The organism is Reyranella sp. (assembly GCF_965229815.1).
Classification (GTDB): domain Bacteria; phylum Pseudomonadota; class Alphaproteobacteria; order Reyranellales; family Reyranellaceae; genus Reyranella.
In genome coordinates, this window is record NZ_CBDDJN010000006.1 from 1,070,311 (window position 1) to 1,082,733 (window position 12,423).

Below are 12,423 nucleotides of genomic sequence, written 5' to 3' on the forward strand. Positions count from 1 at the left end.
TCAGTTCACCTTCTCGACGAAGACCTGGACCTTGCCGCCGCAGGCGAGGCCCACGTCCCAGGCCTGCTCGTCGGTGACGCCGAAGTCGAGCAGCCGCGGCTGGCCGTCGGCGATCGAGGCCAACGCCTCCTTCACCACGGCGCCCTCGATGCAGCCACCGGACACCGAGCCGACCATGGCGCCGCTGTCGTCGACCCCGAGCTGGCTGCCCACCGGACGGGGCGAGGAGCCCCAGGTGGTGATGACCGTGGCGATGGCGACCCCCTTGCCGGACGCCTTCCACTTGTCGACCTGTTCCAGAACGTCGAGCGCGTCGCTCATGGTCCACTCCCGATTGCGTGCGGTTGATCCTTGCGCAAGTCCGCCTGCCAGCCCGACAGCCGCCGGTCGCCCCCGGGTTGCGTTCCGCCGAGGGCCGCGATCAGCCCGGCCAGGCTCTCCAGATTATGCACCGGCCGGAACTCGTCGACATGGGGCAACATTGCCTTGTTCCCCTGCGATTTGGGCTCATAGGCGCCGTAGCGCAAGAGCGGGTTGAGCCAGATCAGCCGGGAACAGGACTTGTGAAGCCGCTCCATCTCCTCGGCGAGGCCCGCCGCGCCCTCGCGGTCGAGCCCGTCGGTGATCAGCAGCACGACCGCGCCCTGGCCCAGCACCCGCCGCGACCACCTGTTGTTGAACTCGTGCAGCGTCTGGCCGATCCGCGTGCCGCCCGACCAGTCCTCGACCTGGGCCGAGGCCTTCTCGAGGGCGACATCGACGTCGCGGCTGCGCAGCGCCCGGCTGACATTGTGCAGCCGCGTGCCGAAGGTGAAGCAGTACACGCGGTCGCGGTCGTTGGTGATCGCATGCATGAAATGCAGGAACATGCGCGTGTAGCGGGCCATCGAGCCCGAGATGTCGCACAGGATCACCAGCGGCGGCGGCCGACGCCGCGGCTCGCGCCTGCGCAGGTCGATCAGCCCTTCCGGCCGCAGCGCGCGCCGCAGCGAGGCGCGGAAGTCGATGCGCGCCCCGCTGCGCGAGGGCTGGAAGCGCCGGGTCCGCCGTTCCGGCACCGGCAGCCGCAGCCGCGCGATGGCCCGCAGCGCCTCGTCGATCTCGGCCTGCGACATCTGCTCGAAGTCGCGATGCTGCAGGACCTCGCGGTCGGAGACGGTGAAGGTCGCCTCGACCTCGAGCTCCGGCGGCTCTTTCTCGTCCGGCGGGGCCTCGCCGCGGCCCGGTTGCAGCGCCTCCTGCAGGCGCCGGCTCAACTCCTTGCGCGGCTCGGCCTCGGGCACGCCGATCTGCGGCAGCAGCATCTCCATCATCTTCTCGAGGAGACGCGGATTGCGCCAGTAGACGTGGAACGCCTGGTCGAAGATCTCGCGCTGGTCGCGGCGGTTAACGAACACCGAGTGCAAGGTCCAGTAGAAGTCCTCGCGACGCCTGAGCCCCGCCGTTTCCACCGCCTCGATGGCGCGCAGCACCTGGCCCGGCCCGACGCGCAGTCCCGCCGTCCGCAGCGTCCGCGCGAAGTGGACGATGTTGGTCGCAATCTTGCCACCCGGTCCACCGGGCGTCGGTGCCGCATCAGGGAGCGCGTCCATGGCCTTGCCCCCTGATTGGACCGCCCCCCTCATGTTCCTCTCCCCCGCTAGGGGGAGAGGTTAGGAGAGGGGGCGACGTACCTTCGCTGATCTCCGCTTGAATGGCAGCCCAGATGCCCTCCGGACTTTCCACGACGTCACGTGCACCGAACCGAACGACGCGCCATCCCTGACCTTCCATGAACGCCGTCCGTCGAAGATCGGATTCTACCCTGTCCGCGTGATGGTCGCCGTCGATCTCGATGACCAGCCGCCGCGATACGCAGGCGAAATCGGCGAAATATGGACCGATCGGATGCTGGCGACGGAACTTGGCCCCTTCCATTCGGTGCCCACGGATCTGCTCCCAGCACAAGCGCTCGGCGCGGCTGGGCTCATGCCTGAGTTCGCGGGCCTTGTCGGACCTCCTACTCATGCCCCCTCTCCCACCCTCTCCCCTAGCGGGGGAGAGGAGCCTGAAGAATGAGCAATGGGCCAGGAACACGATCCCCTACCCCAGCGGATGGGAGGCGATGTCGGCGTTGACCTTGCGCAGGATCTCGGCGGCCTCGGAGCCCTGAAGGCGCTGGATGTCGTCCTGGTACTTGAGCAGGACGCCCAGCGTGTCGTTGATGGTGCGCGGGTCGAGGTCGAGGACGTTCAGCTCCGACAGCGCCGTCGACCAGTCGATCGACTCGGCGACGCCGGGCGCCTTGAACAGGTCGAGCTTGCGCAGTTCCTGGACGAAGCCCACGACCTGGCGCGACAGGCGCTCGCCGGCGCCCGGGGCCTTGACCTTCAGGATCTCGAGCTCGCGCTGCAGGTCGGGATAGTCGACCCAGTGGTAGAAGCAGCGCCGCTTCAGCGCGTCGTGGATCTCCCGCGTGCGGTTGGAAGTGATGATGACGATCGGCGTCTCGTGCGCCTTGATCGTGCCGAGCTCGGGGATCGTGACCTGGAAGTCCGACAGCACCTCGAGGAGATAGGCCTCGAACGGCTCGTCGGTGCGGTCGAGCTCGTCGATCAGCAGCACGGGCGCGCCGCCGGCATGCGGGCTGAGCGCGTCCAGGAGCGGCCGGCGGATCAGGAACCGCTCGTCGAAGATGTCGGCCGCCAGCGCGCCGCGATCGTGGACGCCCTGCGCCTCGGCCAGCCGGATCTCGATCATCTGGCGCGAGTAGTTCCATTCGTAGACGGCCGAGGCGACGTCGAGCCCCTCGTAGCACTGCAGGCGGATCAGCGGCCGGCCAAGCGTCGCGGCCAGCACCTTGGCGATCTCGGTCTTGCCGACGCCCGCCTCGCCCTCGCAGAACAGCGGCCGGCCGAGCTTGAGCGCCAGGTAGAGAACGGTGGCGAGGCTGCGATCGGCGACGTAGTCGCCACGCTTCAGGAGATCGAGCGTGGCATCAATGGAGGCAGGTGGCGCTGAGGTCATGGGTCAGTGTAGCGAATGGGGCGGCGGCTCGATATGGTAGGAATCACGAGATAATTCAAGGATTTGGGAGGCAGCCATGCAGGCGGACTTGTTCAGGGGGCGGACCGCCATCGTGACCGGCGGCGCGCGCGGCATCGGGCTCGCCTGCGCCGCCCGGATCACGGCCGGCGGCGGCCGCGTCGCGCTCTGGGACCGCGACGTCGCCCGCGCCCGGGAGTCGGCCGCCGGTCTCGCGGGCGCGATCGCCGTCGAGGTCGACGTCACAAGCGAGGACTCGATTGCGGCGGCGCTCGCCGCCACCGAAAGCGGACTGGCGCCGCCCGACATCCTGGTCGCCAGCGCCGGCATCACCGGCCCCAACACCACTGTCGTGGACTATCCGGTCGACGCCTGGAAGCAGGTGATCGACATCAACCTGACCGGCGTCTTCCTGTGCAACCGCGCCGTCGCCGGCGGCATGGCCGCGCGCGGCTACGGCCGCATCGTCAACATCGCCTCGGTGGCCGGCAAGGAAGGCAACCCCAACGCCTCGGCCTACTCCGCCTCCAAGGCGGGCGTGATCGGCCTCACCAAGTCGCTCGGCAAGGAACTCGCGACCGCCGGCGTGCTGGTCAACTGCGTGGCGCCGGCCGTGGTCAAGACGGAGCTGTTCAGCCAGATGACCGAGCAGCACATCCAGTACATGCTGTCCAAGATTCCGATGAACCGCTTCGGCGAGGTCGGCGAGGTGGCGGAGCTCGTCGCCTGGCTCGCCTCCGATCTCTGCACCTTCTCAACCGGCGCCGCCTTCGACCTGTCCGGCGGCCGCGCGACCTACTGAAAGCCGACCGATGACCGCCCTTCACGACCTCACCCTCGTCGAGCTTTCGTCCGGCCTCGCGGCCCGGCGCTTCTCCTCGCGCGAGATCGTCGATGCCCTCCTGGCGCGCATCGCCAAGGCCGACGCCAAGCTGCATGCCTTCACCGAGGTCTATGCCGACGAGGCGCGGGCGCTGGCCGACGGCGCCGACCGGGCGCGGGCCGCGGGCTTCCCGCTCCCGCCCCTGCACGGACTGCCGATCGGCTACAAGGACCTGTGCGACATCGCCGGCCGCGTCGGCACCGGCGGCTCGAAGATGTTCGAGAAGCGCGTCGGCACCGAGACCTCCAACACCGTCGAGCGTCTCACCGCGGCGGGAATGGTGCCGGTCGGCAAGCTGCACATGGTGGAGTTCGCCTTCGGCGGCTGGGGCACCAACCCCCTGATGGGCGCACCCTGGAATCCCTGGGACCTCGACGTCCAGCGCGTGCCGGGCGGCTCGTCGAGCGGCACCGGCGTGGCGGTGGCCGCCCGTCTCCTCCCCGCCGGCATCGGCAGCGACACCGGCGGTTCCGTCCGCATTCCCTCGGCCCTGAACGGGCTGGTCGGCCTCAAGGTCACCTTCGGCCGCATCGGCCTTTCGGGCACGATGCTGCTGAGCTGGACGCTCGATTCGATCGGCCCGCTGGCGCGCTGCGTCGAGGATTGCGCCCTGATCCTCAATGCCCTGGCCGCCCCCGATCCGCGCGATCCTACGACGCTCGGCCAGCCCTTGGAGGATTTCACGCTGGCCACCCGGCCGGGCTCGATCGAGGGGCTGCGCGTCGCCATGCCGGACACGGACGAGCTTCCCGACTTCATGGACGACGATGTCGTGAAGGCCTGGCAGTCGGCCGCCCGCACCTTCGAGAGCCTCGGCGCCGCCGTCGAGGCGGTGCGGCTGCCGGACTGGTACTTCGACCTGTCGCAGCCGGCCGGAACGATCATCGCGTCGGAGGCCTATTCGCTGCATCGCGCCTATATCGAGAACGCGGCCAAGGCGATCGGCCCGGGCGTCCGTCAGCGCGCGCAGGCGGCCCGCAGCCTCGCGCCGGGCGCCTATGCCGAGGAGATCCGCATCATGGCCGACCGCCGGCGGGCCTTCGAGGCCTGGTTCCGGCCCTACGACGCCATCCTGCTGCCCACGATGGCGATCCCGGCGATCCCGCTGTCGGAAGTCGACGAGACCTCGCCGATCCCGGGCTACCTGACCCGGCCGGCCAACTATCTCGGCCTGTGCAGCCTCGCCATGCCGGCCGGCTTCTCGGCGGGACTGCCGATGGGTGTCCAGATCGTCGGCAAGCCTTTCGCCGAACGCGACGTCCTCCGCCTTGGCAAGGCCTTCCAGGACGCGACGGACTTCCATCGGCGGGCCCCCGATCTCTCGGCGCTGGGGCTCTGAGATGCGCGGCGGCGAGATCGTCTTCACCGGCATGGACCGCGTCGTGTTCGGCCGGCCGGCGGCCCAGTCGGTCGCCGGTGCGGCCGAGCGGCTCGGCGCACGGCGGGTGTTCATCCTGGCCGGGCGCACGCTCAACCGCGAGACCGATGCGGTCCGCGGGATCGTCGCGGCCCTGGGCCCGCGCTTTGCCGGCCTGCACGACGACATGCCGGCGCACAGTCCGCGCGATGCCGTCGTCGACTGCGCCAACAAGGCGCGCGACGCCGGCTGCGACCTGCTGGTCACGGTCGGCGGCGGCTCGACGACCGACGGCGGCAAGGCGGTCACGATCTGCCTCGAGCACGACATCCGCGAGCCGGACGGTCTCGAGCCCTTCCGTACGGTGGTCGACGACACGACGGGCAAGCGCCACTTCCCGCAGTATCGCGCGCCGCAGGTCCGCCAGATCTGCGTGCCGACGACGCTCAGCGGCGGCGAGTTCAACGCCCGCGCCGGCGTGACCGAGCCGAGGCTGCGGCTGAAGCAGGCCTACATCCATCCCGGCCTGATCCCGCTCGAGGTCGTCTTCGACCCGGCGATCTGCGTGCACACGCCGGAATGGCTGTGGCTGTCGACGGGCATCCGGGCCGTCGACCATGCCGTCGAGACCTACTGCTCGATCGACGGAAACGCCTACACGGATTCTACGGCGCTGCAGGCCCTGCGCCTGCTGGGTCGCGGCCTGCCGGCGGTCCGGCGGGATCCCGCCGACCTCGCGGCCCGGCTCGACTGCCAGATCGGCGCGTGGCTTTCGATGACCGGGATCGTCACCGGCACGCGCATGGGGGCAAGCCACGCGATCGGCCATGTGCTGGGCGGCAGCGCGGGCGTGCCGCACGGCTACACGTCGTGCGTCATGCTGCCCGCGGTGCTGGCCTTCAACGCCGAGGTCAACGGCGATCGCCAGGCCGAGATCAGCGCCGCCCTGGGCGCCGCCGGGGAGCCCGCCTCCGCGGTGCTCGACCGCTTCATCGGCGGCCTCGGCCTGCCGCGGCGGCTGCGCGACGTCGGCGTCGACCGCGACGACCTGCAGCGCATCGCCACCAACTGCATGCTCGACGACTGGACGTTCTCGAACCCGCGCCCGATCAACGGGGCGCAGGAGATCGTGCCGATCCTCGAATCCGTCTACTGAGCGCGGAGCCGCCTCAGCGCTGCGGCATGCCCTGGGGCACGACGGTCTGGACGATCGACGAATCGAGCGCCTCGTAGTCGTGATAGCCGATCGTCCGGTAGAGCTCGGCGCGCGTCTGCATCTCGCCGATCATCGTGTGCGTCCCGCCCTCGCGCCTCAACGTCGCGTACAGACGCTCCTGCGCCTTGTTGGCCACGCGGAAGGCCGAGACCGGCCAGATCACCATCCGGTAGCCCATGGCCTCGAACTCGGAGGCGGTGAAGAACGGCGTGCGGCCGAACTCGGTCATGTTGGCCAGCAGCTTGACGCCCGGCATGGCCCTGGCGAAGGCCCGGAACATGTCGGCGTTGACCAGCGCCTCGGGGAAGATCGCGTCGGCCCCGGCCTCGATGTAGCGCCGGGCGCGCGCCACCGCCGCGTCGATCCCCTCGCTCGCCGCGGCGTCGGTGCGGGCGATGACGACGAGGTCCCGGCGTGCCTTGGCCGCGGCCGCGACCTTTGCCGCCATGTCCTCGGGCGCGGCCAGCTTCTTGTCGTTCAGGTGGCCGCACTTCTTGGGCAGGATCTGGTCCTCGATGTGGACGGCGCCGGCTCCCGCCTCCTCGAACGCCCGGACCATGTGCATGACGTTCAGCGCCTCGCCGTAGCCCGTGTCGCCGTCGACCAGCAGCGGCAGGCCGCTCGCCCGCGCCACCTGGCGGATGAAGAAGCAGACCTCGTCGACGGTGATGACGCCGAGGTCCGGCAGGCCCATCGAGGCCGACATTGCCGCACCGGACAAATACAGCGCCTCGAACCCCGCCTCGCGCGCCTGCAGGGCGGCGAGCCCGTTGTGGGCGCCCGGCAGCGGCAGGATGCCCGGTCGTTCCAGCAGAGTGCGCAGGCGCCGGCCGGCGGACTCGGCGGGCAGATCGGCGGCAACGAGATACGGCATGCGACTTCTCCCCTTACGGATGGCGCCGCGCGCGGGCGGCCTGCACCGTCACCACCAGGCCTGCGCCGACGATCAGCGCCGTTCCGAGCCACGTGTAGAGGTCGGGCACCTCGGCGAACAGCAGGTAGCCCACGATGACCGAGCCGATCATCTGGGTGTAGTTGAGCGGCGCGATCAGGTTGGCCGAGGCGAAGGTCAGGGCCTTGGCGACGCAGTAGTGGCCGAGCCCGCCCAGGGCGCCAAGTGACAGAAGAAGACCCAGGTCGCCCCAGTTCTCCGGTCCCTTCCAGACGAACGGCATGAACGCCGACAGCAGGATGGCCCCCAGCAGCACGCTGTAGAAGATCGACGTGGCGGGATGGTCGGCGCCCGCCAGCCGGCGAATGATGATCTGGTAGAGCGCGTAGCAGAGCGCGCTGCCCAGCAGCAGCACCGAGGCCCACTGGAAGACCGAGCTGCCCGGCCGGATCACGACCAGGACGCCGCCGAAGCCGATGACCACGGCGATGATCCTGAGCGGCGTGATCCGCTCGCCCAGCATCGGCCAGGCGAGAAACACGACCGCGAGCGGCGCCACGAAGCTCACGGCGATCGCCTCGGCGACGCCGACGTACTTGACCGCCGAGAAGAAGAACAGGGTCGAGAGCAGCATGGCGACCGAGCTCGCGAACTGCAGCCCGATGCGCCGCGTGCGGAAGAGGTCCAGTCCCAGCCGCGGCGTGAAGACGATGGCCACGAGCACGAGGTGCACGACGATGCGGAACCACACGATCTGCGTCGGCGGGTAGGTCGCGGCGAGCAGCTTCACGAACCCGTTCATGATCGGGAACAGCGCGCAGGCGCCGCACATGTAGAGGACGCCGATCAGCGGCCGCGACACCCGGGACGGCGTCTGGGTGGTGTTCATGATCCCGGTCGGTCAGCGCAGGAACCGCTCGAGCGATCCCAGCAGGAGCGTGCCCGCCGTGGCGATGACGATCAGCGACGCGGCGATGGTGACGAAGCGGCCGATCTCCTGCGAACGGCCCTCGGCGATGATCAGCCGATGCGCCACCATGGACGCCAGGCCGATCGCCGCCAGGGTGATCGCCATGCCGAAGGCGATGGCCAGCACGCCGACGACGCCCGCCCAGACCACGCCGAGCGCGACCGACAGAAGGATGACGACCAGGGCGCCGGCGCAGGGCGCGATCCCGGCCGCCGTCAGGAGCAGCCAGCCGAGCAGCGTCCGCTCGCTCCCGGGCTGGCCATGGTCGTGATCGTGGTGCCCATGATCGTGCCCATGGTCGTGCCCGTGATGGTGATCTGCATGATCGTCGCCGTGGTGATGCTCGTGCAGGCGTCCGGTGATTCCCGCCCACAGCCGCCAGATGCCGATCAGCAGGATGAGCGTGTAGGAGACGATCTCGACGTTGCGCACCTCGCGCACCGCGCCGAGCAGGCCGGCGACGGAGAACAGCTTCAGGGCGCCCGCCAGCAGCAGCGCCGCCAGCGTATGCGTGAAGGCGATCCAGCCGCCGGCGAAAATTCCTTCGATCCAGGCACGCGGCCGCGAACTGTCGAGGAAGTAGGCCACCACCACCGCCTTGCCGTGCCCCGGCCCCAGCGTGTGCACCACCCCGTAGCCGAAGCAGACGGTGGCGAGCGTCCACATGGCGAGCGATCCCGAGCCGTCCCTGATGTCGCGGAGCGACGTCGTGAGCGATTGCTGGATGCGCCGCTGGTAGTCGGCCGAGAAGCGCGCCAGCTCGGCGACGCCGTCGCTGAAGACCAGCGCGCCGACCAGGGCGCCCAGCAGCAGCAGCCCGACCCAGAAGAAGGGCGAGCGCAGCACGGCACTCCTCACGGCAGGCGGCATGTCACTTTGTCGGCAAAGACCGGATAGCCGCGCACGAATTCCGCCTTGTAGGTCGGATGCTTGGACAGGGTGCAGCCCTCCGGCACCGATTTCCTGTCGACCTCGATGCGCACGAAATCCTCGGCGTCGTAGGTGGTGACCGACAGGAACTTGGTGGGCTGCGGCAGATCGAAGCGCATGACATAGACGAGGTTGCGGGGGCCGGTCTTGCGCGGTGCCTGCGGCTGGTCGGCCCGCTTGTTGGCCGGCATCGGCATGCCGCCCTTGTCGCCGGCCGAACGGTCCCAGTCCGGCAGCGTGAAGCTGGCCGGATCGTCGATGCGCGCGTCGAAGGCGGCAAGCTTTGGCGGGCGGACGTCCTTTGCCCCGAGGTTGATCCAGGTCAGAAACCCGTCCTTGGCGAGTTCCGGCATCGCATCGTCGCCCAGAAGCTTGATCTCCCGCGGCGAGAAGCGGCCGTCCTTGTCCTCGTCGATCAGGGGAATCTCGACCTCGCTGGCGAAGGGGTCGAACCGCCATTCGATCTCGAGCTGGGTGTACCTGCCGTCCTTGGCGACGACCCGCACGACCTGCTGGATCCAGATATGCGGATGCGCGTCGGCAAAAGCCGGCGCCAGCAGCGCGGCCAGGGCGGCAAACGGCGCGGTCCAGCGTCTCATGGCGCGTCCTTCGGCACCGGCCGCGGCCGGCCATCGTCGTCGATCGCCACGAAGACGAAGGTGCCATGGGTCACGCGCCGGTCGGTATTCTCGAGGCGGCGCTGCACCACCGTCTCCAGCTCGACGGTGATCGAGGTCCGGCCGATCTTCGTCACCTCGCCGTAGATCGACACCATGTCCCCCACCTTGATGGGCTCGACGAAGGTCATCGCCGTGATGGCGACGGTGGCCACCCGGCCATGGGCGGCGCGGGCCGCCAGGGCGCCGCCCGCGACGTCCATCTGCGACAGGACCCAGCCGCCGAAAATGTCGCCGTTTCCGTTCATGTCGGACGGGTGCGGCACCGTCCTGACGATCGGGTCGCGGCGGCTCTCGGCCATCGAATTCTCACCGTATATGGTTGCTTTCGCGGCGGTTTCCTACCATACCCGTGTCGTACCGGCCATCCGGCGATCCCCTCGCGCGGCCGCGACATGACAGAAGCAACCATGGCCAAGAACGGCGATCTGTTCGAACGATCGGGCGGCGGAAAGCGCGCCGCCTCCCGCGACAATTCCTACACCGCCCGCGACATCGAGGTGCTGGAAGGGCTGGAGCCCGTCCGCAAGCGCCCCGGCATGTACATCGGCGGCACCGACGAGCGGGCGATGCACCACCTGGTCGCCGAGGTGCTCGACAACGCGATGGACGAGGCGGTCGCCGGCCATGCCGACACGATCCACCTCGAACTGCGCGAGGGCAACCGCGTGGTCGTCCGCGACAATGGCCGCGGCATCCCGACCGATCCGCATCCCAAGTTCAAGAACAAGTCGGCCCTCGAGGTGATCCTCACGACGCTGCACTCGGGCGGCAAGTTCGACAACAAGGTCTATGCCACGTCGGGCGGCCTGCACGGCGTCGGCGTCTCGGTCGTGAACGCGCTGTCGGACGACCTGACCGTCGAGGTGGCCCGCGACCGCCAGTCCTGGACGCAGTCCTTCTCGCGCGGCAAGGCGACCGGCAAGCTCAAGTCCGCCGGCCCCGCCCCCAACCGGCGCGGCACCACGGTGAGCTTCCACCCCGACGCCGAGATCTTCGGCAAGCAGTCCTTCGTCGCCGAGCGCCTCTACCGCATGGCGCGCTCGAAGGCCTACCTGTTCCGCGGCGTCGAGATCCGCTGGAAGTGCGACAAGGCGATGCTCGCCAAGGGCAGCACGATCCCGGAAGAGGACTCGTTCCATTTCCCCGGCGGCCTCAAGGACTACGTCACGTCCGAGATCGGCGAGCGCGCCACCATCGTGCCGCAGCCCTTCGCAGGCGAGGCGAAGAGCGAGAGCAACGGCTCGGCCGGCGGCAAGGTCGAATGGGCCGTGTGGTGGCCGTCCGACGAGGAAGGCTTCGTCCGCTCCTACTGCAACACCGTGCCGACGGCCGAGGGCGGCACGCACGAATCGGGCTTCCGCAGCGCGCTGGTGCGCGGCCTCAAGCGCTATGCCGAGCTGACCGGCAACCGCAAGGGCTCGATCGTTACCGCCGACGACGTGATCGACGGAACGGCGGCGCTGGTCTCGGTCTTCATCGAGCAGCCGCAGTTCCAGGGCCAGACCAAGGAAAAGCTGGTCAGCGTCGAGGCGACCAAGCTGGTCGAGACGATCGTCGGCGACAATTTCGAGCACTGGCTGACCGGCGACAAGGACGCCGCCAACGTCCTGCTCGACCATGTCGTGGCCAAGGCCGAGGAGCGCGTGCGCCGGCGGCAGGACCGCGAGCAGCAGCGCAAGACAGCGACCCGCAAGCTGCGGCTGCCGGGCAAGCTGGCCGACTGCAGCAACACGGCGGCCGAGGGCACGGAGATCTTCCTGGTCGAGGGCGATTCGGCCGGCGGCTCGGCCAAGGCGGCGCGCAACCGCGAGACCCAGGCCATCCTGCCGCTGCGCGGCAAGATCCTGAACGTCGCCAGCGCCAGCGCCGAGAAGCTGCGCGACAACCAGGAGGTCCAGGACCTCATCCAGGCGCTGGGCTGCGGCACCGGCGCCCATTATGCGGACGAGCGGCTGCGCTACGAGCGGGTCATCATCATGACCGACGCCGACGTCGACGGCGCCCACATCGCTTCGCTGCTGATGACGTTCTTCTATCGCGAGATGCCGAAGCTGATCGAGAACGGCCATCTCTTCCTGGCGCAGCCCCCGCTGTTCCGCATCAGCAAGGGCGGCCGCACCGAGTATGCCCGCGACGAGCAGCACAGGGACGAGCTGATCCGCGACGTGTTCGGCGGCGGCAAGGTCGAGATCACGCGGTTCAAGGGACTGGGCGAGATGCAGTCCGTGCACCTGCGCGAGACGACGATGGACGTGACCAAGCGCGTTCTGCTCAAGGTCGACCTGCCGACGGCGGCCGATGTCGAGGCGCGCACCGACGCCATGCACACGCGCACGCTGGTCGAGAACCTGATGGGCCGCAAGCCGGAGAAGCGCTACGCCTTCATCCAGGAAAATGCCCGTTTCGCCCGCGACCTCGACGTCTAGGCCGTCCGGGCACGGGACCGCCACCCGCGACACTATTGCGTGAAA

Annotated in this window: 13 protein-coding genes; 4 read left to right on the plus strand and 9 right to left on the minus strand. The window is 69.3% G+C overall.

Annotated features, from left to right (window positions below; genetic code table 11):
• The 4 genes from ACO073_RS16485 to ACO073_RS16500 all read right to left on the minus strand — a co-directional run bounded on the left by ACO073_RS16485 (position 1) and on the right by ACO073_RS16500 (position 3,006).
• A complete protein-coding gene (locus ACO073_RS16485) occupies positions 1-321 on the minus strand; it encodes an XdhC family protein (RefSeq protein ID WP_421998749.1) in 321 nt (106 codons plus the stop codon).
• Positions 318-1,592, minus strand: a complete 1,275-nt coding sequence (locus ACO073_RS16490; RefSeq protein WP_421998751.1) for a vWA domain-containing protein — start codon at positions 1,590-1,592, stop codon at positions 318-320. Before ACO073_RS16490 ends, ACO073_RS16485 begins: the two co-directional genes overlap by 4 nt.
• Positions 1,576-2,007 carry an endonuclease domain-containing protein gene (locus ACO073_RS16495; protein WP_421998753.1) on the minus strand — a complete coding sequence of 144 codons (432 nt, stop codon included), beginning with the start codon at positions 2,005-2,007 and terminating at the stop codon, positions 1,576-1,578. The genes ACO073_RS16490 and ACO073_RS16495 overlap by 17 nt, the downstream gene beginning before the upstream one ends.
• A gap of 75 nt (positions 2,008-2,082) precedes the next feature.
• Positions 2,083-3,006: an AAA family ATPase gene (locus ACO073_RS16500; protein WP_421998755.1), complete on the minus strand. Its 924-nt coding sequence runs from the start codon at positions 3,004-3,006 to the stop codon at positions 2,083-2,085.
• 76 nt (positions 3,007-3,082) lie between these two features.
• Here ACO073_RS16500 and ACO073_RS16505 point away from each other — a divergent pair, with 76 nt between their 5' ends.
• Genes ACO073_RS16505 through ACO073_RS16515 form a run of 3 tightly spaced genes read left to right on the plus strand, consistent with a single transcriptional unit; the run spans position 3,083 to position 6,420 of the window.
• On the plus strand, positions 3,083-3,826 hold the full coding sequence (locus ACO073_RS16505) for an SDR family NAD(P)-dependent oxidoreductase (RefSeq protein ID WP_421998757.1): 744 nt from the start codon (positions 3,083-3,085) through the stop codon (positions 3,824-3,826).
• A 10-nt stretch (positions 3,827-3,836) separates the two neighbouring features.
• Complete coding sequence (locus tag ACO073_RS16510) at positions 3,837-5,246, plus strand: amidase (protein ID WP_421998759.1); 1,410 nt, start codon at positions 3,837-3,839, stop codon at positions 5,244-5,246.
• A 1-nt stretch (position 5,247) separates the two neighbouring features.
• The gene (locus ACO073_RS16515) at positions 5,248-6,420 is read left to right on the plus strand and encodes an iron-containing alcohol dehydrogenase (protein ID WP_421998761.1); all 1,173 of its coding nucleotides are present in this window, start codon (positions 5,248-5,250) and stop codon (positions 6,418-6,420) included.
• A gap of 13 nt (positions 6,421-6,433) precedes the next feature.
• Here the strand turns inward: ACO073_RS16515 and prpB are convergent, their stop codons facing one another.
• Genes prpB through ACO073_RS16540 form a run of 5 tightly spaced genes read right to left on the minus strand, consistent with a single transcriptional unit; the run spans position 6,434 to position 10,251 of the window.
• On the minus strand, positions 6,434-7,354 hold the full coding sequence (gene prpB / locus ACO073_RS16520; protein ID WP_421998763.1) for a methylisocitrate lyase: 921 nt from the start codon (positions 7,352-7,354) through the stop codon (positions 6,434-6,436).
• 13 nt (positions 7,355-7,367) lie between these two features.
• Positions 7,368-8,261 (minus strand): DMT family transporter, encoded by an 894-nt coding sequence (locus ACO073_RS16525; RefSeq protein ID WP_421998765.1) that lies wholly within the window; start codon positions 8,259-8,261, stop codon positions 7,368-7,370.
• A 12-nt stretch (positions 8,262-8,273) separates the two neighbouring features.
• Complete coding sequence (locus tag ACO073_RS16530; protein ID WP_421998767.1) at positions 8,274-9,212, minus strand: hypothetical protein; 939 nt, start codon at positions 9,210-9,212, stop codon at positions 8,274-8,276.
• Positions 9,197-9,871 (minus strand): DUF1007 family protein, encoded by a 675-nt coding sequence (locus ACO073_RS16535; RefSeq protein WP_421998769.1) that lies wholly within the window; start codon positions 9,869-9,871, stop codon positions 9,197-9,199. The genes ACO073_RS16530 and ACO073_RS16535 overlap by 16 nt, the downstream gene beginning before the upstream one ends.
• The gene (locus ACO073_RS16540) at positions 9,868-10,251 is read right to left on the minus strand and encodes an acyl-CoA thioesterase (RefSeq protein ID WP_421998771.1); all 384 of its coding nucleotides are present in this window, start codon (positions 10,249-10,251) and stop codon (positions 9,868-9,870) included. The genes ACO073_RS16535 and ACO073_RS16540 overlap by 4 nt, the downstream gene beginning before the upstream one ends.
• Before the next feature lie 108 nt (positions 10,252-10,359).
• Between ACO073_RS16540 and parE the strand changes: the two genes are divergently transcribed.
• Positions 10,360-12,378: a DNA topoisomerase IV subunit B gene (gene parE, locus ACO073_RS16545; RefSeq protein ID WP_421998773.1), complete on the plus strand. Its 2,019-nt coding sequence runs from the start codon at positions 10,360-10,362 to the stop codon at positions 12,376-12,378.
• Positions 12,379-12,423 lie beyond the last annotated feature (45 nt).